Annotated in this window: 25 protein-coding genes; 22 read left to right on the forward strand and 3 right to left on the reverse strand. The window is 37.9% G+C overall.

What is annotated here, in order from left to right:
* The first annotated feature begins 19 nt into the window (after window positions 1-19).
* Window positions 20-868 carry a MurR/RpiR family transcriptional regulator gene (locus IGI80_RS13595; RefSeq protein WP_002404883.1) on the forward strand — a complete coding sequence of 283 codons (849 nt, stop codon included), beginning with the start codon at window positions 20-22 and terminating at the stop codon, window positions 866-868.
* 49 nt (window positions 869-917) lie between these two features.
* Here the strand turns inward: IGI80_RS13595 and IGI80_RS13600 are convergent, their stop codons facing one another.
* Window positions 918-1,628 carry a histidine phosphatase family protein gene (locus tag IGI80_RS13600; protein ID WP_002359733.1) on the reverse strand — a complete coding sequence of 237 codons (711 nt, stop codon included), beginning with the start codon at window positions 1,626-1,628 and terminating at the stop codon, window positions 918-920.
* A gap of 40 nt (window positions 1,629-1,668) precedes the next feature.
* Window positions 1,669-2,295, reverse strand: coding sequence for an MBL fold metallo-hydrolase (locus tag IGI80_RS13605; protein ID WP_010776006.1), 627 nt, complete (start codon window positions 2,293-2,295; stop codon window positions 1,669-1,671).
* Window positions 2,296-2,514: 219 nt separating this feature from the next.
* On the opposite strand from IGI80_RS13605, the gene guaD reads away from it, so the two are divergent.
* The 12 genes from guaD to thrB all read left to right on the forward strand — a co-directional run bounded on the left by guaD (window position 2,515) and on the right by thrB (window position 15,880).
* Window positions 2,515-3,900, forward strand: a complete 1,386-nt coding sequence (gene guaD, locus IGI80_RS13610; protein WP_002362676.1) for a guanine deaminase — start codon at window positions 2,515-2,517, stop codon at window positions 3,898-3,900.
* Window positions 3,901-3,903: 3 nt separating this feature from the next.
* Window positions 3,904-5,235, forward strand: a complete 1,332-nt coding sequence (locus IGI80_RS13615) for a nucleobase:cation symporter-2 family protein (RefSeq protein WP_438723858.1) — start codon at window positions 3,904-3,906, stop codon at window positions 5,233-5,235.
* 141 nt (window positions 5,236-5,376) lie between these two features.
* Window positions 5,377-6,354 carry a GMP reductase gene (gene guaC / locus IGI80_RS13620; protein WP_002356720.1) on the forward strand — a complete coding sequence of 326 codons (978 nt, stop codon included), beginning with the start codon at window positions 5,377-5,379 and terminating at the stop codon, window positions 6,352-6,354.
* A gap of 161 nt (window positions 6,355-6,515) precedes the next feature.
* Entirely contained in the window at window positions 6,516-6,848 is a 333-nt protein-coding gene (locus IGI80_RS13625; RefSeq protein ID WP_002362678.1) for a PadR family transcriptional regulator, read from the forward strand.
* Window positions 6,845-7,873, forward strand: a complete 1,029-nt coding sequence (locus IGI80_RS13630) for a permease prefix domain 1-containing protein (protein ID WP_033626428.1) — start codon at window positions 6,845-6,847, stop codon at window positions 7,871-7,873. Before IGI80_RS13625 ends, IGI80_RS13630 begins: the two co-directional genes overlap by 4 nt.
* Window positions 7,874-8,007: 134 nt before the next feature.
* A complete protein-coding gene (locus tag IGI80_RS13635) occupies window positions 8,008-9,459 on the forward strand; it encodes a PLP-dependent aminotransferase family protein (protein WP_438723859.1) in 1,452 nt (483 codons plus the stop codon).
* Window positions 9,460-9,579: 120 nt separating this feature from the next.
* Window positions 9,580-11,304, forward strand: a complete 1,725-nt coding sequence (locus tag IGI80_RS13640; protein WP_002356727.1) for a phospho-sugar mutase — start codon at window positions 9,580-9,582, stop codon at window positions 11,302-11,304.
* 106 nt (window positions 11,305-11,410) lie between these two features.
* Window positions 11,411-12,193 carry a pyrroline-5-carboxylate reductase gene (gene proC, locus IGI80_RS13645; protein ID WP_010819539.1) on the forward strand — a complete coding sequence of 261 codons (783 nt, stop codon included), beginning with the start codon at window positions 11,411-11,413 and terminating at the stop codon, window positions 12,191-12,193.
* 116 nt (window positions 12,194-12,309) lie between these two features.
* Window positions 12,310-12,618, forward strand: coding sequence for an ArsR/SmtB family transcription factor (locus IGI80_RS13650; protein ID WP_002356730.1), 309 nt, complete (start codon window positions 12,310-12,312; stop codon window positions 12,616-12,618).
* 51 nt (window positions 12,619-12,669) lie between these two features.
* On the forward strand, window positions 12,670-13,962 hold the full coding sequence (locus IGI80_RS13655) for a homoserine dehydrogenase (RefSeq protein ID WP_002359742.1): 1,293 nt from the start codon (window positions 12,670-12,672) through the stop codon (window positions 13,960-13,962).
* Between the two features lie 2 nt (window positions 13,963-13,964).
* The gene (gene thrC / locus IGI80_RS13660; protein ID WP_002356733.1) at window positions 13,965-15,020 is read left to right on the forward strand and encodes a threonine synthase; all 1,056 of its coding nucleotides are present in this window, start codon (window positions 13,965-13,967) and stop codon (window positions 15,018-15,020) included.
* On the forward strand, window positions 15,017-15,880 hold the full coding sequence (gene thrB, locus IGI80_RS13665) for a homoserine kinase (protein ID WP_002359743.1): 864 nt from the start codon (window positions 15,017-15,019) through the stop codon (window positions 15,878-15,880). The genes thrC and thrB overlap by 4 nt, the downstream gene beginning before the upstream one ends.
* A 41-nt stretch (window positions 15,881-15,921) precedes the next feature.
* Here thrB and IGI80_RS13670 read toward each other — a convergent pair whose 3' ends face one another.
* Window positions 15,922-16,779 carry a pyruvate, water dikinase regulatory protein gene (locus IGI80_RS13670; RefSeq protein WP_002382760.1) on the reverse strand — a complete coding sequence of 286 codons (858 nt, stop codon included), beginning with the start codon at window positions 16,777-16,779 and terminating at the stop codon, window positions 15,922-15,924.
* A gap of 98 nt (window positions 16,780-16,877) precedes the next feature.
* Here IGI80_RS13670 and IGI80_RS13675 point away from each other — a divergent pair, with 98 nt between their 5' ends.
* From IGI80_RS13675 to recO, 9 genes are all read left to right on the forward strand, one after another.
* Entirely contained in the window at window positions 16,878-17,318 is a 441-nt protein-coding gene (locus IGI80_RS13675) for a Fur family transcriptional regulator (RefSeq protein ID WP_002387080.1), read from the forward strand.
* Between the two features lie 165 nt (window positions 17,319-17,483).
* Window positions 17,484-17,660 (forward strand): 30S ribosomal protein S21, encoded by a 177-nt coding sequence (gene rpsU / locus IGI80_RS13680; RefSeq protein WP_002356740.1) that lies wholly within the window; start codon window positions 17,484-17,486, stop codon window positions 17,658-17,660.
* 25 nt (window positions 17,661-17,685) lie between these two features.
* A complete protein-coding gene (locus IGI80_RS13685; RefSeq protein WP_002356741.1) occupies window positions 17,686-18,135 on the forward strand; it encodes a GatB/YqeY domain-containing protein in 450 nt (149 codons plus the stop codon).
* Window positions 18,136-18,269: 134 nt separating this feature from the next.
* Window positions 18,270-19,292: a PhoH family protein gene (locus IGI80_RS13690; protein ID WP_002356743.1), complete on the forward strand. Its 1,023-nt coding sequence runs from the start codon at window positions 18,270-18,272 to the stop codon at window positions 19,290-19,292.
* 28 nt (window positions 19,293-19,320) lie between these two features.
* On the forward strand, window positions 19,321-21,519 hold the full coding sequence (locus IGI80_RS13695; RefSeq protein ID WP_002356744.1) for an HD family phosphohydrolase: 2,199 nt from the start codon (window positions 19,321-19,323) through the stop codon (window positions 21,517-21,519).
* Entirely contained in the window at window positions 21,519-21,998 is a 480-nt protein-coding gene (ybeY, locus tag IGI80_RS13700; RefSeq protein ID WP_002387079.1) for an rRNA maturation RNase YbeY, read from the forward strand. Before IGI80_RS13695 ends, ybeY begins: the two co-directional genes overlap by 1 nt.
* Window positions 21,982-22,383, forward strand: coding sequence for a diacylglycerol kinase family protein (locus IGI80_RS13705; RefSeq protein ID WP_002382764.1), 402 nt, complete (start codon window positions 21,982-21,984; stop codon window positions 22,381-22,383). Before ybeY ends, IGI80_RS13705 begins: the two co-directional genes overlap by 17 nt.
* A gap of 13 nt (window positions 22,384-22,396) precedes the next feature.
* Window positions 22,397-23,299 (forward strand): GTPase Era, encoded by a 903-nt coding sequence (gene era / locus IGI80_RS13710; protein WP_002359745.1) that lies wholly within the window; start codon window positions 22,397-22,399, stop codon window positions 23,297-23,299.
* Window positions 23,300-23,381: 82 nt separating this feature from the next.
* Entirely contained in the window at window positions 23,382-24,170 is a 789-nt protein-coding gene (gene recO / locus IGI80_RS13715; RefSeq protein ID WP_002359746.1) for a DNA repair protein RecO, read from the forward strand.
* Window positions 24,171-24,231: the final 61 nt, after the last annotated feature.

Below are 24,231 nucleotides of genomic sequence, written 5' to 3' on the forward strand. Positions count from 1 at the left end.
TGTATCAGGAGGGGTGTTTATGCAACAAAATATTGTCTTATCTATCCAAGATCGTCTACAACAATTACCAAAATCAGAACGAAAAATCGCAGAATATATTTTAAAAAATACAGAAACAGTTATTTCAATGAATGCGCAAGAGCTAGCGAAACAAGCAGGATCAAGTCCAGCGGCAATTATTCGCTTTTGTCATTCTATGGATGTGAATGGCTTCACAGAGTTGAAACTTTTATTATCTGCAAATCTTGGCCAAATGAAGCAGCAAATGTATACTGAAGTTACTAAAGGGGAATCAACAGCTGACATTAAACAAAAGTTACAGGCGCGCTTTGTTCATGTGGTTGAGCGAAGCGGTCAGACATTAGAGGATGTCGCAGTGAATGAATCCGTTGATTTGTTGGAAAAAACAGAAGTAATTTTTGTCTATGGGTTGGGTGCCTCTTCGTTGGTTGCTCAAGATATTTATCAAAAATTTACGCGATTAGGCCGAACGGTATTTACAACATTGGATCATCATTTATTTGCTTCCATGTTAGGCTCAACAGAAAAGCCTAGTGTTTTTATTGTTATTTCTAATTCTGGAACGAATAAAGAAGCAAGTACTTTAGCTGATTTAGCGAAGCAGCAAGGGATTCCTATTGTTAGTATCACACAAGATGAAAAATCAGTGATTGGTGAAAAAAGTGATATCGTCCTCCAAACCTCTAGTGGGGAAGACGTGCCATTGAGAAGTGCGGCTACTGTTTCCTTGGTGGCACAATTGTATGTAGTCGATGTTTTATTTTTTGCTTATGCAGCAAAAAACTATAAGGAAACCTTAGAAAAAATTCAAATTTCAAGAAAAAACGTAGAACGTTTAAAAGAATAAATAAAAAGAGAAGGTTATCTGTCATTTTGACAGATAACCTTCTCTTTTTTTACAACAAACGGCGCTTTTCAGCGATCTTTTTTCCCTTTTCAATATAAGAAATATCATTAATTCCTTGAATGGTAAATGTTCCTTTTTCGTAAGTTAAGGTCGTCACGCTACCATTCTCCAGCGCCATCTGCATAGGCAAACTTGCATCAATTAAGGAAAGTAAAAAGGAAATTGTTAGTCCATGGGAAACCACCATGACTTTGCCGCCACCATTTTTTTCTCGATGATGAGCGATATCTTCGAAACCAGACCAAACACGATCACGGATAACTTCATAAGGCTCCGCCCAGTCAGCCGTATCGGCTTCAATAATAGCATTTGCTAGCTCACGATAGGTAATCTTCGTGGTCATCATGTCCTCATAACTTTTAAAAGCTAAAATGCGTGGCACCACACCCCAAAGTTCACCATCATAGCCACCATCTAAAGAACCAAAACACCACTCACGAATCCGTTTATCGGTTAGGTAAGGAATCTTTTGGTGGTTTTGATGTTCTTGTAAAATAATCTGAGCGGTTTGCATGGCACGACCACTATCACTACTATAGGCTTCCTTAAAGTCTATATCCCTAAGACCTAAGCCTAAATGATAAATGCCTTCTTCTCCTTGTTTGGTTAAGGGGGTATCTGACCAGCCTTGGGTTCGGCCAATCGTATTAAACATCGTTTTTCCGTGACGAATAATATAAAGTGTCGTTGCTTCAGTCATTGCTACTCCTCCTAAGTTTCTTTAAATAGTGAATAAATCTCTAATTAAAAAATGGGTTTGTGGCTTTTTCATGTTGAATGGTTGTGGCATCACCATGGCCTGGATAAACAGGAAATTCTTCTGGTAAAGTGAATAGATAGGTCATAATGCTGTGTAATAATTGTTGCATATCACCAGTGTGTAAATCGGTACGACCAATACTACCTTTAAACAATGCATCCCCAACAACAACAAAATCATCAAAGACAAAGCTGACGCTACCAATTGAATGACCAGGTGTTGGGACTACGGAAAATTTCATGCCGCCAATTTCATAATCGGTTAGTTTAAATTCATGTTCGGCGGGTTGAACAATAATATTTGCTATATCATCATGTCTGCCTAATCCTGAAAGATTCAAAATAGGATTGGAAAGCCACGCTTGTTCTAATGGACTAACATAAACAGGGATTTGATAATGATGGCGCAATTCTTCTACCGCACCAATATGATCATAGTGAGTATGTGTTAATAAAATAGCGGCTGGTTTCTTCCCTAAACGGGTAATTTCTTGAATTAGTTTTGCTCCTTCTGCACCTGGATCAATAATTAATAATGCTTCTTCATTATAAACAAGATAACAGTTTTCTTGAATAACACCTGTTCTAATTTGTTCGATCTGTATCATCTCAGGACCTCCTAAAGTTCTAACGATTCTCTTCAAGTATACCGAAGAATCTTAAGAATAGAAAGTTTTCTTGTTTATCCAAAGAAAAAATAAATCATTCTTAGAACGTTCGGTTTTTGCTTGTTTCAACACGTATTTTTTTAAAAAAAATCACATTTTTATAGTTATTAAGCGAAAGTTTATGTATAATCTTCATGTGATAGTAAGGAGGAGTATTAAATGTTTCATTTTGTAATAAAAGGAACAGGTTTTTCTAGTAAAAATTTGCAAGAGATTAAAGTTTATGAAGAAACACTTTTTTGTATAGATGAGGCCGGAGTAATTCAGGAAATAATTGAACCAGATGCTGAAGCGTATGAAACTGTGCTAGCAGAACAAAAAGAGGCGCAACGTTTTCAAGAATTGCCCCAAGATTCTTATCTTTTACCTGGCTTTGTTGATTTACATGTCCATGCACCTCAGTGGGCACAATCTGGGACCGCCTTGGATATTCCATTGTATGAATGGCTGAATACGTACACGTTTCCTTTGGAGTCCAAATTTGCAGATTTAACATTTGCCCAACAAGTCTATGATGAATTGGTAACCCAATTGTTAGCTAATGGGACAACAACAGCCCTTTATTTTGCAACCATTCATTATGAAGCTAGCCGTCGTTTGGCAGAGATTTGTGCGGAAAAAGGGCAGCGTGGCTTAATTGGTAAAGTTGTAATGGATGATCTTAATGAGAATCCAGAATACTATCGTGATCAAACAACGCAACAAGCATTAGAAGAAACGGAACGGTTTATTCAAGAAATTCAAACATTAGCGCAGCAAACAAAACAAGGCGTGTATCCCGTTGTAACTCCGCGTTTCATTCCAAGTTGTACAGAGGAAGCACTTAAAGGATTAGGAGAATTAGCAGCGAAATATCAAGTACATGTTCAAAGTCATTGTAGTGAGAGTGATTGGGAACATCAATTTGTTCAAGAACGTTTTGGAAAAAATGATACTCAAGCATTGAATGATTTTGGTTTATTGACAGAAAAAGCAGTGATGGCACATGCAGGCTTTTTAGAAGAAGCAGATATGAATTTATTCCATGAAACAGGGACGGCTGTGGCGCACTGCCCAATCTCTAATGCTTATTTTGGTAATGCAGTAACACCGATTGCAAAATTAGTACATCAACATCAAGTAGAAGTTGGTTTAGGTAGTGATCTTTCAGGTGGTTTTTCACCAAGTCTTTTTGACAATTTAAAGCAAGCGGTTATTTCTTCTAGAATGTTAGAAGATGGCGTCGATGCTACAAAAAAACCAGAAGTACGAGGTGTTAAAACAGCACGGATTACAGTAAATGAAGCGTTTTATTTAGCTACTGCTGGTGGTGGTCAAGCGCTAAGTTTGCCAATTGGAAAATTAGAAAAAGGGTATGCTTGGGATGTTCAAATTATTAATACAAGCTTGTCACAAGCACGAATCCCTAAAAATCCAGGGGAATCATTGCTTGATATTTTCCAAAAAATCTTATATTTAGCACGACCAGAAAATATTCGAGAAGTCTGGGTACAAGGTGAAAAAGTACATGATAAAAATTTAATGTCAGCAACTAAAGGAGTATAAAAAATGAGTGAAAAGAAACAAAATAATCTTCATTTAACAGTGGGGCCAGAAGATTCAGTATCTTTTGGGCAGGCCACTATGTTAGGGATTCAGCATGTCTTAGCAATGGACGTGTACGTCGTACCTGTGATCATTGCTTCAATTATTGGGATTAGCACAGCACAAATGTCTTCTTTAATCCAAGCAACATTCATAGCAGCAGGACTTGCCACGATTATTCAATCTCATTTTTGTATGAGATTACCAGTTGCGCAAGGCCCTTCATTTATTCCAATCGGGGCAATTGCAGGAATTTATTTTGCCAATAACCAACAAGGAAATGGCTGGGGCGCAGTTTTAGGTGCTAGTTTAGTGGGGGCAATTGTTGTTATTATATTAGGATTTACTGGTATCTTTAATCGTTTAATCACTAAATTTGTTCCACCAATTGTGGGAGGAACAATTATTTTTGTGGTGGGGCTTTCGTTAATGCCAGTCGCTTTATCGGATAATATTTACCATGCAAAAGGGGAATTAGGACAAAATATTTTATTAGCATTTATAGCAGCGGGGACGTTGATCTTCTTTGCGCTCTTAGGTTCTGCTTTGAAAAAAGGGCGGATTTTCCGCGTTTCTTCTGTCATTTTGGCATTATTATTTGGGAGCATCGCGGCACAATTATTAGGGGTACTTGATTTATCAGCAGTTAGTGAAGCGGCTTGGTTTAGTTTGCCTCAGTTACCATTAGTTAACTTTTCTTTCCAATTTGATTGGTCAGCCATTGCCACGATGTTAGTTATTTATCTGGTTTTAATGGCGGAAACAACAGGCACTTGGTTTGCTGTGAGTCATGTTGTCGCTGAACCTTTGACCGAAGAAAAAATTAATCGCGGCGTAATTGGTGAAGGCTTAGGTTGCTTAGTTTCTTCATTCATTGGCGGCACGCCAGTAACTAGTTACTCTACAAATGCTGGGATTATTTCAATCACTGGAGTTGCTAGTCGCAAGGTTTTTGTGGCTGCAGGTGCGTGGTTTGTCTTATTTGGCTTATCTGGAAAACTTTCCACCTTGATTTCGGCCATTCCGGCACCAGTTATCGGCGGTGTTTTTGTGGTTGTTTGTGGCATCATTTCTGTAAGTGGAATGAAAGTCATGAGTGATGTAACAATTCATGAAAAAGAGATGTATGTAATTGCCGTTCCGATTATTATAACATTAGCGTTGACATTGTTACCAAAAGAGTTTTTGGAAACTCTACCACAATTTTTACAATATTTATTTAGTTCACCCGTGGCAACTGCCTCAATTGTTGCTATTTTATTGCAGGCCATTTTACCAAACGTTCAAGAAGGGTAAAAAGATTAATTTTCGTTAAAACGCCTTTGACAAGTGGCGGTAAATAGTGTAAATTAACAATGGTGTTTGTAAACACGAACGTTAAATTACCGAATGTTCGGTTTTTACGTTATTTTTGTAAATAACTAGGAGGCAGTAAGTATGAAAGTTTTTGATTATGAAGATGTCCAATTAATTCCCAATAAATGTATCGTGAATAGTCGTTCTGAATGTGATACTACAGTAACTTTAGGAAAACATTCGTTTAAAATGCCTGTCGTTCCAGCGAACATGCAAACAATTATTGATGAAACGATTGCGGAAACCCTTGCTGAAAATGGTTATTTTTATATCATGCATCGGTTTGATGAAGAGGCGCGAGTGCCATTTATTAAAAAAATGCAACAAAAGGGCTTAATCACGTCAATTAGTGTGGGTGTGAAAGAAGGGGAATACGCTTTTGTTGAAACGTTAGCCCGAGAAGGTTTAGTTCCTGACTACGTGACAATTGATATCGCCCATGGTCATTCAAATGCGGTGATTAATATGATTCAACACTTGAAAAAATCTTTACCAGAAACGTTCGTTATTGCGGGCAATGTTGGAACGCCAGAAGCCGTTCGCGAATTAGAAAACGCTGGAGCCGATGCCACCAAAGTGGGGATTGGACCAGGAAAAGTATGTATTACTAAAATTAAGACTGGCTTTGGGACAGGTGGCTGGCAGTTAGCGGCTTTACGTTGGTGTGCCAAAGCTGCTCGGAAACCAATTATTGCAGATGGTGGAATTCGGACCCATGGAGACATTGCAAAATCTGTGCGTTTTGGGGCAACTATGGTCATGATTGGTTCATTATTTGCTGGACATGAAGAATCACCAGGTGAAACAAAAGTGGAAGATGGCGTTGTTTACAAAGAATACTTTGGTAGCGCCTCTGAATTCCAAAAAGGCGAAAAGAAAAACGTTGAAGGCAAAAAAATCTGGTTACGCCATAAAGGGAAGTTGGCAGATACTTTAGTCGAAATGCAACAAGATTTACAATCTTCCATTTCATACGCGGGAGGTCGCGATTTAGAAGCGATTCGTAAAGTTGATTATGTGATTGTAAAAAATTCTATTTTTAATGGTGATACCATTTAACATTCAACTATAGACTGAAAAGAAGACAGCACGTAGTGCAGAAATTAAAATGATTTCTGCATTACGTGCTTTTTTTACTTTACCTATCGTAGTAATCGTGTTAAGATAATTACAACGACAGACGTAGTACGATAGTTGAAGTACTTGAGGGAGGAATTTATGTGATTGGTAGTGATGCAATTCGAGGATACAACGATACCTTTATTCTCTCAATCTTACAATCCGGCGCTTCATATGGTTATGCGATTTCTAAACGCATTCGTGAAATTTCTAATGAACAATATTCGATTAAAGAAACGACACTTTATTCTGCTTTTACACGTTTAGAGAAAAATGGCTACATTGAATCATTTCCAGGAGAAGTAACGCATGGCAAAAAGCGGACCTATTATCAAATAACCCATGCAGGAGAGCGTTATTTAGAGGAAAAGTTACTAGAATGGGAAGTAACAAAAGACGTCGTCGAAGCATTTGTAAAGGAGATGGGAAAATGAAAATTATAGAAGAATTTATTGATAGCTTATTTTCAGGCGTTGTTGAAACAACTGAAACAAAACAATTAAAGGCGGACTTATTAGCAAATGCTGAGGATCGTTATGAAGATTTGCTCAGCCAAGGAAAATCGGAAAATGAAGCAATTGGTACAATTATTTCTGAATTTGGTACTATTGATGAATTAATGGAAGAATTGAATTTAGAAAATAAACAAGTGGATGAAACAAACGATTCAATGAACGGTTTGCCAGAAATTTCAGTGGAGGAAGGACTTGACTATTTAGCTGTCCAACGTAAAGGTGCTATTCAAATTGGTCTTGGTGTTGTTGCAATCATGGTGGGTGTTGGCTTGCTGGTTGGTATGCGTGGTGTTCTTTCTAACGGTCTCGGTTTAGTTTGTCTTTTCATAGGTGTGGCAATCGGCGTTCCATTATTTATTGTTGCTGGTAATCGGTTTGTTGCAATGGACAAACAGCTGGGGCAACGATTGATTCCGATTAAGTTAAAAAAAGAAGTTGCACAAAGAGAACAAAGTTTTCAACGATCATTTATTTTTTGTATGGCAGCGGGCGTCGTTTTTTGTATTTTGGGTTTAATCCCAGTTGTTGTCTTTAGTAGTGGCCTTCATCTGATGATGCGCCGTTCCATGCATCAAATGATGGGCGGACAATATTATAATGGAACGATGGGGATTAGTTGGCTCTTCTTTTTAGTATCGGTTGGTGTCTTCTTGTTTATATTTGGTGGAGTAATTAAAGGAAGTTTTAATAAATTGTTGAATGAAACTTATTTTTATTCAGAACATGTTGGTCATCCTGATTTTGCCCCTCAACAAACAAAAACAGAGGAAGGACCTGTGGGAAATCCTGTCGGTGCAATTATTGCATCCGTTTATTGGCCCTTAGTTGTGGCACTCTATCTATTTATTAGTTTTGTTTTAGGGGATTGGCGGTTTAGTTGGTTAATCTTTATGTTCGCAGGAATCTTTTATAACACCATCCAAGCATTTTTACACAAACATTGAGACAAACCTGTTAATAGTAAAACAGAAAAGTGGGACATTCGTCAAAACGGCTGTCTCACTTTTCTTGTATTTTCGATTGACAAAAGCATTAAACTGGATTACTTTTAACTCATCCAATTGTTGAGGTGATTGCTATGTGGCAACTTAAAAAAGAACAAAGTGTTCCCATTTATCGCAGTATTATGGAAATGATTGTTCAAAAGATTCAAACAGGCGAATTATTACCAGGTGAAAAAATCCCTTCGGAACGTAAACTGGCAGAATACTTGTCTGTCAATCGTTCAACCGTTGTTCATGCATTAGACGAACTGGTGGACTTAGGCTGGATTGTTCGAAAAAGAGGGAGCGGAACGATTGTCAACGAAGGAAAATGGGGGGTAATGATGACGCCACGAACGGATTGGCATCGTTATTTAGAACAAAATGTGTTCAAACAAGTTCATCCCTTGGTGGCAGAGATTGAGTTACGAGCTAAACAAAATTTGCCGACTGACTTAGATATGTATACAGGCGAGTTGCCGTTAGATTTAATTCCCAGTTTCGATTTTCCAGCATTAAATTGGAAACAATTTTTAAAAGAGGAAGCACAAGATGAATTAGGTTATTTGCCGTTAAGAAAAGAAATCCAAGCCATTACAGCAACGGAATATCAGCTTCATTTACCAAGTGAAAGTTTATTGCTTACTTCAGGTGCGCAACAAGCACTTTTTTTAGTTTTGCAAGTTTTATTGAGACAAGGAGATAGTGTTGCCGTAGAAGATCCATCTTTCTTCTATGCCTTACCAATTTTCCAAGCTGCTGGTGTGCGCTTATTTGGTGTGCCCATGACAGAGGAAGGGATTGATCTTGAAGCGCTAGAACAAACAATCCGACAACATCGCATCAAAATGGTTATGGTTAATCCTTCCTTTCAAAATCCGACTGGGACAGTGATGCCTTTAAGAAAAAGAGAACAGCTCGTGAAAGTTTGTCAAACGTATCAAGTTCCTATTTTAGAAGATGATGTTTTTGGGCAGCTAAGTTTTATCCCGAAAACAGAAATTCCTCCTTTAAAAAAATTAGATCCAGATAATGTCTTGTATATCGGTTCGTTGTCAAAAATTTTAGGTTCGACCACGAAAATTGGTTGGTTAAGTGCGCCCGCCTCCGTGACGAAACAAATTGCAGAAGCCAGAAAAATGATGGATGTTTCGTTGAGTATTTTTCCGCAGATGCTCGCTAAAATGGCGATTGAAGATCCTTCTTTTTCTGAAAAAATTACGTTATTAAATAAACAAGTGGAACAACGAGCAACAGCTGTATATCAAGTATTTAAATCGTTGTCAGAATGGGAAGTTTCGCCAGTAAAAGGCGGCTTTTATTTATGGGCACATTGGTGTCAAGGGGCACTTAAGCCAGAAGATTGGCAAGTGTTTTTACGAGAAGGTGTTTTGGTAGCACCAAGTGTAGCTTTTAGTGAAAAACGTGGAAGTATTCGCTTGAACTGTTCCCGAATTTCACCAGAAGAAATTCCTCTTTTTTGTGAGCGAATGGTACGGATTACACGACAGCTTTCTGAAAATAGACAAACAAAAATAGAACACTAAGTAAGATTTTTCTTATAAAAATCATTTGCTGAGAGAAAACGCTACAACTTCCCTTTTCTAAACGAATATCCAATGCTATACTTAAAAAGTAAAAACAAAAAAACAAATGAGGTGTTTTCCATGTCTTGGGAACAAGTTTACCAACAATGGTTAAATGAAGAAAATATTCCAGAAAATTTAAAAAATGAATTAAAGGACTTAAATACAGACCCTGAAAAATGTGAAGATGCATTTTACGCACCATTAGAATTTGGGACTGCCGGGATGCGCGGGATTTTAGGCGCCGGTATTAATCGGATGAATATCTTTACAGTTCGTCAAGCGACAGAAGGGCTTGCACGTTTTATGGATACGCAAGATCCTGAAACAAAACGTCGCGGTGTAGCTATTGCCTATGATTCACGTCATATGTCTCCAGAATTTGCAATGGAAGCAGCTAAAACATTAGCTAAACATGATATTCCTTCTTTTGTGTTTGAAAGCTTACGACCAACACCAGAATTATCTTTTGCGGTCCGTTACTTTAAAGCTTTTGCGGGAATCATGATTACGGCTTCTCACAATCCAGCTGCCTATAATGGCTACAAAGTCTATGGTGAAGACGGTGGTCAAATGCCGCCAGCTGATGCAGATGCATTAACTAAATATGTTCGTAGTATCGAAAATCCTTTGAAAATTGATGTCTTATCAGATGAAGAAGTTGCCCACAGCGGTTTAATTAACATTGTTGGTGAAGAAGTCGATAACGCGTATTTGAAAGAAATTAAAACAGTTACGATTAATCAAGAATTAATTAACGAAATGGGTAAAGAATTAAAATTAGTTTACACTCCCTTACATGGAACTGGGAAAATGTTAGGAGAAAAGGCATTAAAACAAGCCGGTTTTGAAAAATTTGTTTTAGTACCTGAGCAAGCCGTTGCTGATCCTGACTTTACTACAGTTAAGTCACCAAACCCTGAAGAACATTCAGCTTTTGAATACGCGATTCGTTTAGGGGAAAAAGAAGGCGCTGATTTATTGATTGCAACAGATCCAGATGCTGATCGTTTAGGTGCTGCTGTGCGGATGCCAAACGGAGACTACCAAGTATTAACAGGAAATCAATTAGGTTCAATTATGATTCATTATATTTTAGAAGCCCATCAACAAGCAGGCACGTTGCCTCAAAATGCTGCGGTTCTAAAATCAATCGTTTCTAGTGAACTTGCTACAGCGATTGCTGAGAAATATAATACGAAGATGTTTAATGTTTTAACAGGTTTCAAATTTATTGCTGAAAAAATTCAACAATACGAAGAAGACCACAGTCAAACGTTTATGTTTGGTTTTGAAGAAAGTTATGGTTACTTAGTGAAACCTTTTGTTCGTGATAAAGATGCAATTCAAGCGTTAGTTTTATTAGCAGAAGTAGCGGCTTTCTATAAAAAACAAGGAAAAACATTATACGATGGCTTACAAGATATCTTTGAAGAATTTGGTTACTTTGAAGAAAAAACTATTTCCGTAACAATGAGCGGAATTGAAGGAAGCGGTAAAATCAAAGCTTTAATGGCAAAATGTCGTGAACAAGCGCCAACTGAGTTTGCCGGGATTCAAGTTGCTCAAACGGAAGATTTTAAAGAATTAACACGCACTTTTGCAGATGGTCAAACAGAACAATTACAAACGCCTCCTTCTGATGTGTTGAAATATCATTTAGAAGATGGCAGTTGGATTGCTATCCGACCATCAGGAACAGAACCAAAAATTAAATTCTATCTAGCAACAAAAGCAACAAGTAGTTCAGAAGCTTCTGAAAAAATTGCTGCGTTTGAAGCAGTCGTTAATGAATTAACAAAATAAAATAAACGAAACAAGCTGTACGGAAAAAAGTACGACTGTTAGTGTTTGTGTCAAAAGCTAATTGACTTTTGGCGCAAACACTTTATTTAACTAAGGAGGGAATGCTATGAAAATTGGCTTTATCGGTGCTGGCAGTATGGGCGGTGCCATGATTAAAGGGTTACTGAAAGCTGAGGCAGTCAAGAAGGAACATTTATATGTGAAAGGCGGCTCAAGTGGAACAGCAGAAGCACTTCAAAAAGAGTGGGGCTTTCAACTTGTCACAGATTATGCACTTTTCCAAGAATGTAAGGTTATTTTTATTGCGACAGGAGCAAAGGTCGTGTTACCTGTCCTTCAGGAATTAGCCCCTCATTTTTCCAACGAAAGTCTATTGATTTCTGTTGCAACAGGTCATACCATAGAAGAAGCACAAATGGCTCTTGGCAATAAAGAAGCCAAAGTTGTTCATGCCATTCCTAATACACCAGTTAGCGTGAATCAAGGCGTGATTGGCGTAGCCTTGGCACCAACAATTGAAGGCCGAACGAAGGACCTGGTAATGGAACTTCTTGCTACTTTAGGGTTAGTCAAAGAAATTCGTGAAGCGCAACTGGAAACTTTTGGTACTGTGGCTGGTTGCAGTCCAGCTTTTGTTGATATCTTTATGGAAGCATTGGGAGATGCAGCAGTCTTAGAAGGGTTACCAAGGGACTTATCTTATGAAATTGTCGCTCAAATGATAAAAGGAACGGCGACCTTAGCCTTAGACACGAAAAAACACCCAGGAGCATTGAAAGATGAAGTGACTTCTCCAGGAGGAAGTACGATTCGCGGTGTCGTAGCTCTAGAAAAAAATGGCTTCCGTTATGCCGTGATGGATGCAGTTCAGCAAGCCAACCACGAATAGATGAAGAAAGTTGGAAAATCGACAAGTTTGTCATTTTTCCAACTTTCTTTGTGCCATATTTTTCGTAGGAAAGAACAATCGCAGTTCTTATTTTAAAAAACTCTGTGTTATAATGAGTGCAAAGTGAGGCGACTATAATGAAACAAATGGAAGAAATCAAACAAGTAAGTCAATTATATAAAGTATTAAGTGATCCAACACGTTTAAGAATTTTGCTACTTTTAAAAGAAGGCGAGCATAACGTAACGGCGATTAGTGAACAATTGGGAATGGAACAGTCCGCCGTTTCTCATCAACTAAAATTATTAAGAGATAGCCGGGTTGTCAAGGCACGTCGCGAAGGAAAAACGATTTTTTATACATTGGATGATCATCATGTAATAGATATTTTAAATCAGACCTTTGAGCATATTGAACATCGATAAAAAGTAGGAAAAAATAGCGTAACTAGAATAGCGCTGTTGATGGAGGTAAAAATGAAGGATACCTTAAAGATCGGGTTACTAGGATTAGGGACTGTAGGCACTGGCGTTTTAACTCTCTTGAAAGAACATCAAGAGAAAATTTCACAAGTGACAGGAATGAATGTAGTCATTGAAAAAGCATTTGTCCGAAATCTTGAAACGAAACAAGCGCAAGCGGAAGAATACGGTCTTTCTTTAACAACTTCAATTGATGATATTTTAGAAGATAAAGAGATTCAAATCGTTGTGGAATTAATGGGAACCATTGAACCAGCCAAAACGTATATCATGAAAGCTTTAGAAAAGGGTAAACATATTGTGACTGCTAATAAAGATTTACTGGCGCAACATGGGAGTGAATTAGTAGCGTTAGCCCAAAAACATCATTGTGATTTATATTATGAAGCAAGTGTTGCTGGCGGGATTCCAATTTTAAGAACAATTGCTAATAGCTTAGCGGCAGACAATATTCAACAAGTTTTAGGGATTGTGAACGGTACGACGAATTATATGCTTACGCAAATGGTTTCTGCTGATAAAAGTTATGAAGAAGCTTTAGCAGAAGCGCAAGCGTTGGGCTTTGCTGAAGCGGATCCGACAAATGATGTCGATGGAATTGACGCAGCCTATAAAATGGTTATTTTAAGTCAATTTGCTTTTGGGATGAATGTTTCATTACCACAAGTTGATATTCGTGGAATTCGCGGATTGTCTTTAGATGATGTCGCCATGGCTAAACAACTGGGGTATGAAATCAAATTGATTGGCTCTGCTGAACAAAATGAGAATAGTATCTCGGTGGAAGTGGCGCCTATGCTAGTCAATCAAAAGCATCCTATTGCATCTGTTCGGAATGAGTACAATGCAGTATTTATAAAAAGTGCAGGCGTGGGGGAATCAATGTATTACGGTCCAGGAGCTGGCGCTAAACCGACAGCAACCAGTGTGGTCAGTGATTTAATTACGATTGCTAAAAACATTCGCTTGGCAACGACTGGCCATATGTTCAATTCGTATCAACATAAAACCCAATTGACGAGTTCCGAAAATGTATTTGGGCAGTACTATTTTTCATTAGATGTTCCAGATACACCAGGACAATTTTTGCAGTTGACGCAATTAATGACTAAAGCAGAAGTCAGCTTTGATCAATTAGTTCAACAGAAATCAGATGGACAGCGAGCAAGAATTGTTGCCATTACACACCAGATATCAAAAGCACAAATGCAACAAGTTGTGATAGCTATTCAAAATACGGAAGCCTTTCAGTTATTGAATGTAATGAAGGTTATAGGAGATGAGTAAACATGTATGAAGGTTTGTTAAAACAGTATCAAGCGTATTTGCCCGTAACAGAAAAAACACCAATGATTTCTTTAGCCGAAGGAAATACGCCACTGATTCCTTTACCTAATTTATCCAAAGAATTAGGTATTCAATTATATGGAAAATACGAAGGCTTAAATCCCACTGGCTCATTCAAAGATCGCGGGATGGTGATGGCTGTAGCAAAAGCGGTAGAAGAAGGTGCCAAAGCGATTGTTTGTGCTTCTACAGGAAATACTAGTGCCGCCGCTGCTGCGTATGCCACAAGAGCAGGCATTAAAGCGTATGTAGTGATTCCAGAAGGGAAAATCGCACTGGGAAAATTGGCGCAAGCTATTATGTATGGGGCAGACATTATTTCGATTCCAGGTAACTTTGATGAAGCATTAAAAGCGGTGCGAGAGATTGCGAAAACTGAGGCAGTTGCGCTAGTTAATTCAGTGAATCCTTATCGCTTAGAAGGGCAAAAAACAGCAGCTTTTGAAGTTTGTGAACAATTAGGTCAAGCGCCCGATGTCTTAGCGATTCCAGTTGGAAATGCCGGCAATATTTCCGCTTACTGGAAAGGCTTTAAAGAATGGCATGAAAAACAAGGAACAACTTTACCAAGAATGCATGGTTTTGAAGCAGAAGGTGCCGCAGCGATCGTGAAAGGCCAAGTGATTGAGCAACCTGAAACCGTGGCAACAGCGATCCGGATTGGGAATCCTGCTAGTTGGCAATTAGCAGAACAGGCACGGGATGAATCCGGTGGTTTCATTGATGCCGTGACAGATCAAGAAATTTTAACGGCTTACCGAAAAATTGCTGCTCAAGATGGGGTTTTCATTGAACCTGGTTCGGCTGCTTCATTAGCTGGAGTTATTCAACATGTTAAAAGCGGTAAAATCAAAGCAGGTGAAACCGTCGTGGCAGTCTTTACTGGTAACGGACTGAAAGATCCTGATACAGCAATGGAGACAGAAGTAGCTATTTCAAAAATGAGTGACGTGGAAGAAATGCGTCTGCACTTACGAAAAGGAGTCGCAACACTATGAAAATAAGAGTACCTGCCACTAGTGCCAACTTAGGACCTGGCTTTGATTCATGTGGCATTGCATTATCCGCTTATTTAACAATCAACGTTTTAGGTGAAAGTGAATTTTGGGAAATTCAACATACTCTGGGAGAAGAGATTCCTACTAATGAAGAGAATTTATTAATTCAAACGGCATTGAAAATTGCACCAGAATTAACACCAAAAGTTATTCGGATGGTTTCTGACATTCCCCTTGCAAGAGGACTAGGCAGTAGCTCAAGTGTGATTGTAGCAGGCATTGAATTAGCTAACCGACTAGCACATTTAAATTTGTCCCCTAAAGAAAAAGTCCGTTTGGCCACAGAGATGGAAGGACATCCGGATAATGTGGCCCCAGCTATTTTAGGAGATTTCGTGGTGGCTAGCCATGTAGAAAACCAAGTCTACCATGTCAAACATCACTTTCCAATGTGTGATGTCATTGCATTTATTCCAGAGGAACCATTATTTACCGAAAAAAGTCGCGCTGTTTTGCCCGAAAAATTGACTTATAAAGAAGCGGTCGCGGCCAGCTCAATTGCCAATGTTATGATTGCCGCAATTTTAAACGGGGATTTACCTTTAGCAGGCAAAATGATGGAACAAGATAAATGGCATGAAACGTATCGTCGTTCATTGGTTCCTCACTTAAAAGAAATTCGTCGTTTAACTCAGCAAAAAGGTGCTTATGGCTCTTTCTTAAGCGGTGCTGGTCCAACTGTGCTAATCTTGTCGCCAGAAGAACGAACCAACGAAATTGTTCAAAGTTTGGAGAAATTATCTACCAAAGCGAGCATCCAAATTTTCAATATTGATCAAGAAGGCGTTCAAGTCTTTTAAAAAAACGAGAAAAAATCACTAGTGATTTTTTCTCGTTTTTTTTAATCCTCGGATGTTTCCGTGGAATAATAACTATGATCTTCTAAGTTCAAAGCATTAAGAATCATTGAGGCAGTTTCTTCAATTGAAAGAGAAGCGACATCAATAACGATACAACCTAATTTTTGATAAAGATCATTAGCAAAAGCCAGTTCTCGCCGAATTTTTTCAATATCTGAATAAGAAGTATTTTCAGGCAATCCATATGCGCGCATTCGTTCTTTACGAATCCCGTTTAAAACATTGGGATCGTTGGTTAAGCCAACAATTTTTTTAGGGTCCATTTCGAATAATTGTTTCGGTAAATGTGCTTCAGGAATTAGTGGCAAATTAGCAACTTTTAAGTTCTTGTTGGCTAAAAAGAGACTTAGCGGTGTTTTAGAAGTTCGGGAAACACCAAGAAGTAACACATCCGCTTCTAAAAAGCCTCGTGGGTCCTTGCCATCGTCATATTTGACAGCAAATTCCATTGCTTCAATTCGTTTAAAATAATTTTCATTCAGATGATGTAAGGCACCTGGTTCCCGCATAGGTGCGACACCTGTTAATCGTTCGATTTCCGCAACAGGTGGTGTCAAAATGTCAAAATGGAACAATTGATGCTCATTGAAAAATTGATTAGCAATCGCCACGAGATGATCATTAATGATAGTATGCAGTACCATGGCCTCTGCTTTTTTGGCATCTTCTAACGCTTGCACCAGTTTATCTTCGTCTTTAACGAATGTTCGTCTAATCAAAGTAAAATCAACAGTGGGGTACTGGGCCATTGAAGCAGCCGCCAATTTTGAAGCGGTCTCGCCAGCAGAATCTGAGATGACAAAAATCGTCACACATTTTTTTTCTTCAGAAATAGTCATAGAGGGTAAGTCCTTTCTTGCATTTTTAATAATTTTATTATACCATAAGTCCAGAATCTATTTCGTAATGATTCTGATTTAGGTTGGTGAGGGAGGAAATGGCGATGGCACCAGTAAAAACCAATATTGAACAAGCCTTAGAAACCATGAAAGCCAGTGGATTAAAATATACTAAAAAACGAGAATTACTGATGAGCTATTTGATTAAGCGAAATCGGTATGTTTCTGCACGTGAAGTGTATGAATTTATGAATGAAACCTTTAAAGGAGTCAGTTATGATACGGTTTATCGTAACTTGCATGACTTTGAGCGCTTAGAATTGCTAGAAAAAACAGAATTAAATGGCGAGCAAAAGTTTCGCTTCCGTTGTTGCCAAGAGGTGGAACATCATCATCACTTTATTTGTACGGTTTGTGGCAAAACGGAAGAAATTCACATGTGTCCGATGAATTTTTTTGAAGAACAGTTAAAAGGTTGTTCAATTGAAGGACATCGCTTTGAAATACTTGGTCGTTGTGCCGATTGTTGCGAAAAATAGCGAATAAGACGAAAAATCAAACAAAAATTTCGTATTTTATCAGTAGAGTGGTTGACGGTTATTTATGCTTTAGCTATAATATAACAAGGACAGTATTTTAATTTGTGGGTTTTTCACACAAATAAGAAAAACGGTTACTTTTTAAGCTCGGAGGGAGGGAATAACATGTCAAAAACAGTCGTTCGTAAAAACGAATCTCTTGATGATGCTCTTCGTCGCTTCAAACGTTCCGTTTCAAAAGCGGGTACTTTACAAGAATCACGTAAACGTGAATTCTACGAAAAACCAAGTGTAAAGCGTAAGAAAAAATCTGAAGCAGCTAGAAAACGTAAAAAATTCTAGTTTTGAATGAATTGGAGTTGGTGGTATGTCATTGCTAACCACATTGAATGACGACATTAAAACAGCGATGAAAGCTAAAGACAAAGAAACTTTAGCCGTACTTCGTATGTTAAAGACTGCCATTCAAAATGATCAGATTAAAGCGGGCCGTGAATTGAACGGAGAAGAAGAACTCACTGTATTGTCTCGTGAGATGAAACAGAGAAAAGATTCTTTATCAGAGTTTGAAAAGGCGGGACGCGACGATCTTGTTGAAAAAGTAAAAGTTGAAATAGCAATTGTTGAAAAATATATGCCTCAACAACTAACGGAGGAAGAAATTCGTCAACTAGTTCAAGAGGTAATGACGCAAACTGGCGCCACTTCACCAAAAGATTTTGGTAAAGTGATGGGCGCTATGATGCCGAAAGTCAAAGGCAAAGCCGATGGCAACCAAGTTAACGCAATTGTGAAAGAATTATTACAAGAAAACTAAGAGCGTTATCGAAACTAGGACAGGATACTGTCCTAGTTTTTTTATGCAAAGAGAAAACCGGTAGCTTTTTACGGTTTTCTCTTTTTTGACTTTCAAAGTCAAATCAGGTACGACTTCTTTTTAAACAGATAAGAATGTGGTATCATTGTAAAGGACTATATAATAAAGGAGATGGACGTTTTTTGACAGATAATCAGTCAAAATCTTTGGAATTAATACTTACTGATTCTGATGATGCACACATGCTTTTAGGAACACATGATAAACATATCAAATTTTTAGAAGAGAATACTCACGTAACGATTAATAGTCGTGGCGAAGTTATTCAGTTAATTGGCGAATCATCAGAGGTAGAGTTAGTCGCTTCCGTGTTAAGAGCGCTACAAACATTAATTCAACGAGGCATCAAAGTGCATACGCCAGATGTCGTTTCTGCTTTAAAAATGGCCAAAGCTGGAAATTTAGAGGCGTTTATTGCCATGTATGAAGAAGAAATTATGAAGGACCATCATGGTCGGGCCATCCGAATTAAGAATGTTGGTCAAAAAAAATATATCGATGCAGTTAAAACTCATGACGTCATTTTCGGGGTGGGACCTGCTGGGACAGGAAAAACCTTTTTGGCCGTGGTGATGGCAGTAGCAGCTTTAAAAAAAGGCGAAGTACAAAAAATTATTTTAACTCGTCCAGCGGTGGAAGCTGGCGAAAGCTTGGGCTTTTTACCAGGTGACTTAAAAGAAAAAGTCGATCCTTATTTACGTCCAGTTTACGATGCCTTGTATCAAATTTTTGGTATGGATCATACAAATCGTTTAATGGAACGCGGCGTTATTGAAATTGCCCCGCTTGCTTATATGCGTGGTCGTACATTGGATGATGCTTTTGTCATTCTAGATGAAGCACAAAATACCACGGTTGCCCAAATGAAAATGTTTTTAACTCGTTTAGGGTTTAGTTCAAAAATGATTGTTAATGGAGATACTAGTCAGATTGACTTGCCACGTGGTGTAACAAGTGGTTTAGTTAACGCCGAGCGTACGTTAAAAGACATTGAAAAAATTGCCTTTGTAAATTTTGAAGCCAGTGACGTTGTGCGTCATCCGGTTGTAGCGCAAATTATTCAAGCCTATGAAAAAGAACAACAAAAGCATTCCTAAGCAGTTAGGGAAGGAGTGAAAGTACCTTTTGAAAAAAGTACTTACAAAGTTAGGGGATCGTTTAGGTAAAGCCTATTTACCTATTTTATTAGCCGTTTTTTCTCTTCTTTTATTTATGATTATGTTTGGCAGTGTCCATCAGAAAAGAGTAGAAATTAAAGAAGGTCAACTGGCCGAGAAAACCATTCGTGCAAATAAAAATATCGAGAATACCTACGAAACAGAACAAAGAAAAAAATTGGCAGCAGAAGCTGTCACACCCGAATATATTTATCAAGAAGATACGGCATCTGTCCAACATAATCGTATTGATAAATTATTTAAATTGATTGATTCTGCGAATGAAAAAGTAGACAAAGAGTACAGCAACAAGCAAGCGAAGGCCAAAAAGGAAGAAACGATTCCTGCGCCGACCGTGGAAGAACGAGTGGCTAGCTTAAAATCATTGTTTGAATCTTTACCGCAAGATGAAGTTACGTTTTATCAAAGTTTTCCTAATGTTTTTTATCAAACAATCTTTACATTAACCTCTGAGCAATTGGATAAGGTTCGTTCAGAAAGTTTGATGTTGGTGGATGACGCGATGCAAAATCACGTTCGAGAATCTGATTTGGATAAAATTCGCCAAGAAGCTAACGGTAAAATTCAATACTTAGATATTACGAGTACAATGCAACAAGTCATTCGTTACATTGTTAACCAAGGGATTGTGGTAAACGATATTGCCAATGAAAAACGAACAGAAGAGCTACGCCAAAAAGCGATGAATGCTGTTCAACCCGCAATGATTTATCAAGGCGAAATTATTGTTCGTGAAGGTACTCAAATTGATGCAAAAGCGGTCGAAAAACTTGAGTTACTAGGAATGACTAGTCAAAATACCTCTATTTTTCCGATGGTGGCATTAGCATTAGCTATTTTACTTCAAGTTGAAGTGTTAATTTTCTTTACAAAACAAGTGACTGAGCCTTCGCGACAACGCTCGTTTATTATCTTTTACACGGGTGCTATGCTAATCAGTGTTATTTTAATGAAATTCTTCCAGATTTTCCAAACAGAGCAGTTGATGTATATTCCCTTGTTCTATCCGGCAGCCTTTGCGCCGCTGATTCTAAATCATTTTGTGAATCGTCGTTCAGGGATAATCGCTGCCATTTTCCAAGTCGTTTTTGCGTTATTTATCTTTTATAATTCTATCGGCACAAACTCGTTGACGGTTATTCTGATTATGTACTTATTCTCAGGATTTCTAGCAACAGTTGTTAAACGGAAACGGATGAGTGAGCAAGTTTTCCCAGCTTTAATGTGGGTAGTGGTCTTTCCTGTTTTCATGGCGGTTGTCTTAATGATTTATCAAGGGATGAGTTTAACAGATGGTAAAACGTGGACAGCTTTAATTTGTGCAAGTGCAGGAACGGTACTTTCATTTTTAGCAACAATGGGCTTGCATCCATATATCGAATTATTAGTGACCGATGATAGTATGATTGTCTTGAATGAATTAAGTAATCCGAACCATCCGTTGTTAAAACAACTGTTAGAAGAAGCGCCAGGTACCTATCATCATAGCATGATGGTGGCTAGTTTGAGCGCTAACGCTGTTGCTGAGATTGGCGGGCGGTCGCTATTAACACGAGTTGCTTGTTATTACCATGACATTGGCAAAATTAAACACGCCAATTTCTTTGTGGAAAACTTACCTGCTGGTGCAGAAAATCCACATAACTTTTTATTACCAGAAGATAGTAAACAAATTATTTTTGGCCACGTAATTGATGGCGCCAAAATTTTAGAAGAGTACAATATGCCGCAAATGGTGATTGACATTTGTCGTCAACATCATGGCACAACATTGATGAAATTTTTCTATGTGAAAGCAAAAGAACGCAATCCTGAAATTAAAGAATCCGACTTCCGTTATCCTGGACCACGTCCACAAACACGAGAAGCAGGGATTGTGAGTATTGCTGATACTTGTGAGGCTGCTGTGCGGGCGATGGATCATCCGACCAACGAAAAAATTCAAGCCTTTGTGCATAATGTGATTCAAGACAGAATTTCAGATGGCCAATTAGATGAATGTGGGTTAACGATGAAAGAGATTCGCATCATTGAAAAATCATTAATTAATGGATTATGCAGTACCTTCCATTCACGGATTAAGTATCCAAAAATGAAAGCTGAAGCAGAAGAAATGAAAGATGAACAAGAAAAGAGAGATGACTAATGGATATTACTTTCATTGATGAAACCGAGAAAGTACCAACAGAAGAAATCAAAGAAATCGAAAACTTGCTGCAATTTGCAGCGGGTTTTCTAGAAATTGCCGAAGATACGGAGATGTCGGTGACTTTTACAGATAACGCAGGTATCCAAATGATTAATCGTGACTATCGGGGCAAAGATATGCCTACAGATGTCATCAGTTTTGCTTTAGAGGATGAAGGGGAAGACGAATTGCCAATTATTTTTGATGATGAAGAGTTGGCAGAGCTACCACGGAATCTAGGTGATTTAATTATTTCAACAGAGCGAGCAGCAGAACAAGCAGTTGAATATGGGCACACATTGGAGCGAGAAATGGGCTTTTTGGCAGTACATGGCTTTTTACATTTGAATGGGTACGATCATATGGAACCTGAAGATGAAAAAGAAATGTTTGGTTTACAGAAAGAGATTTTAGATGCGTATGGCCTTAAAAGATGAGCAAACAGGAAAAAATAAACATTTTATTAATTCATTAGAATTTGCCTGGCAAGGAATCAAAACAGTTTTTCGAGAAGAACGTAATATGCGCAAACATGTGGCGTTTGGTGTCACGGCCATTGTGTTTGGTTTCTTGTTTTCCTTAACACTTGCTGAATGGCTGTGGTTGTTATTGGCTGTTTTTCTTGTCTGGTTGGCAGAAATTATCAACACAATTTTTGAAAATGTCGTAGATATGTTTACGGATTTTCACTTTCATCCAATCGGAAAAAAAGTTAAAGACATGGCCGCAGGAGCTGTTTTATTAACAGCCGGTTTCGCAGTGCTAGTAGGACTAATTCTATTTGTACCAAAAATTTTACAAATCATTCAAATGTGGAAATAAGAGGAGAAATACAATGACAACTGAACATAAATCTGGTTTCGTAGCCATTGTCGGCAGACCAAATGTTGGAAAATCAACATTGTTAAATCGAATTGTCGGCCAAAAAATTGCAATTATGAGTGACAAAGCACAAACAACTCGTAATAAGATTCAAGGAATTTATACAATTCCTGAAGCACAAATTGTTTTTATCGATACTCCAGGGATTCACAAACCTAAACACCGCTTAGGCGATTTCATGGTGGAAAGTGCCTATAATGCGATGCGTGAAGTAGATGCTACTTTATTTATGGTAAGTGCTGATCAAAAACGCGGGAAAGGTGACGACTTTATTATTGAACGATTGAAAAATAATAATAGTCCAGTCTACTTGATTATTAATAAAATTGACAAAGTCCATCCAGATGATTTATTGAGTATCATTGAAGACTATTCGAAACAAATGGACTTTAAAGAAATTATTCCCATTTCTGCCACTGAAGGAAATAATTTTGAGCATTTGATGGATGTTCTCGTTGAGCAAATGCCAGAAGGACCACAGTATTTCCCTGATGACCAAATTACGGATCATCCAGAATATTTTATCGTTTCCGAATTAATTCGTGAAAAAGTGTTACTTTTAACAAGAGATGAGATTCCTCATTCTGTCGCTGTCGTTGTGGACTCAATGAAACGGGATGAAAACGATAAAGTCCATGTCCAAGCAACCATTATTGTGGAACGGGACAGTCAAAAAGGTATCATTATTGGCAAAGGCGGAAAAATGCTGAAACAAATTGGTACCAAGGCGCGTCAAGATATTGAATATTTATTAGATGACAAAGTGTATTTGGAGCTGTGGGTAAAAGTCCAAAAAGACTGGCGTGACAAAAAAATCTATTTACAAGATTTTGGTTATCGCAAAGAAGAATATTAAGAAAGTAGTGTTTGGGAAGCGAGTGTATAAACGAACTTTCCAAACACTACACTAATTTACATAAGAAATGGAAGTGAATTGAATGGCATTAGGGGAGACCAAAGGCATTATTTTATTTACGAAGGATTTTAAAGAGAAGGATAAACTCGTCAAAATTTTTACAGAATCCTATGGAAAATTGATGTTTTTTGTGAAAGGCGCGCATCGAAAAAATAATCCTCTTTTGCCAGCGATTCTGCCATTTACAGAAGCCGTCTACATCGGAAATTTTAGAGAAGAAGGCTTATCTTTTCTCAATAGCAGCAAAGAAGTTCAACCTTTTCGAAACATTCAACAAGACATATTTATTAACGCATATGGAACATATATTTTAAACTTAGTCGATGCAGCAATTGAAGATCAGCACTATGACCCTAATTTATTTCAATTTACCCACATGGCATTATCCGCTTTAAATGAGCAAAAAGATCCGGAAATCATTACAAATATTTTTGAAATTCAATTGTTAGAACGGTTTGGTGTACGACCAGAATGGCATCATTGTGTGGCTTGTGGCGAAACACAAGGGAAATTTGATTATTCCTCAAAATATAGCGGTGTGCTTTGTGAAAAACATTGGCATTTAGATGAACAGCGCTACCATGCAGATCCTAGAGCAATTCATTTTATTCGCTTATTTTCGCAAGTCTCCTATGAAAAAGTCCAAAACATTCAAGTAAAAGAAGAAACTAAGAAGAGTATTCGAGAAACGATTGATATGTTATACGATGAATATGTTGGTTTGCACTTAAAAAGTAAAAAATTTATTGATCAAATGAAAACGTGGGAAAATACGTTAAAAATTCCGCCACGAAAGAAGGAAGAAAAATAAACATAAACAAGCAGACGTTTTTCTAAAAAAAATTTGACAACTTCCCTCAGACACCGTATTA

Origin of the sequence: Enterococcus sp. DIV1420a, from assembly GCF_051712165.1 — a bacterium.
In the GTDB taxonomy this organism is placed as follows: Bacteria; Bacillota; Bacilli; order Lactobacillales; family Enterococcaceae; genus Enterococcus; species Enterococcus faecalis.